The sequence below is a fragment of the Cupriavidus basilensis OR16 genome, assembly GCF_000243095.1.
Taxonomy (GTDB): Bacteria; Pseudomonadota; Gammaproteobacteria; order Burkholderiales; family Burkholderiaceae; genus Cupriavidus; species Cupriavidus basilensis_D.
The window spans coordinates 1-705 of sequence record NZ_AHJE01000349.1 but is presented as its reverse complement, the minus strand read 5'-3'; the positions used below and the strand labels follow the sequence as shown (position 1 = coordinate 705).

Sequence of the window (705 nt, the reverse complement as noted above, 5' to 3'; positions counted from 1 at the left end):
CACCCCGTGGATGACCTGCGTGCTGCCGAAGTACTTCTGGATGCCGCGTATCTGGACCGATGCCATGCGTGGTGTCTCCGTGGGCCGTTCATGCCGGGGGGGCGGCGGTACGTCGCAAATGGAAAGCCGTGTGTGGCGGCGGCGCGCCTCAGTGGTTGTCCTTGGGCACGGCAGCGCCGCTCTTGCCCACCAGGAAATCCAGGTCCGCGCCGAGATTGGCCTGCTGCACATGCTCCACATAGAGCCGCGTCCAGCCGCGCTCCATCGGCAGCGCCGGCGCTTGCCAGGCGGCGCGGCGGCGCTGCAGTTCGGCATCATCGACATGGAGGTGAAGCTTGCGCGCGGCCACGTCCAGTTCAACCATGTCGCCGTCTCGCACCAGCGCCAGCGGGCCGCCGGCCGCGGCTTCCGGCGCCACGTGCAGCACCACCGTGCCGTAAGCCGTGCCGCTCATGCGTGCATCCGATACGCGGACCATGTCGGTGATGCCCTTGCGCAGCACCTTGGGTGGCAGTGGCATGTTGCCGGCCTCGGCCATGCCGGGGTAGCCGCGCGGGCCGCAGTTCTTGAGCACCAGCACGCAGCTCTCGTCGACGTCGAGCGATTCATCGTCGAGCCGCTGGTGCATATGCTCGCTGTTCTCGAACACCACGGCGCGGCCGGTGTGCTTGAGCAGCGCGGGCGTGGCGGCCGATGGCTTGATCA

Annotated in this window: 1 protein-coding gene; it reads right to left on the bottom strand. The window is 68.4% G+C overall.

The window, feature by feature from the left end:
- Window positions 1-148: 148 nt before the first annotated feature.
- A partial coding sequence (locus OR16_RS39080) for a dihydroxy-acid dehydratase (RefSeq protein WP_006165039.1) occupies window positions 149-705 on the bottom strand: 557 nt, incomplete at its 5' end.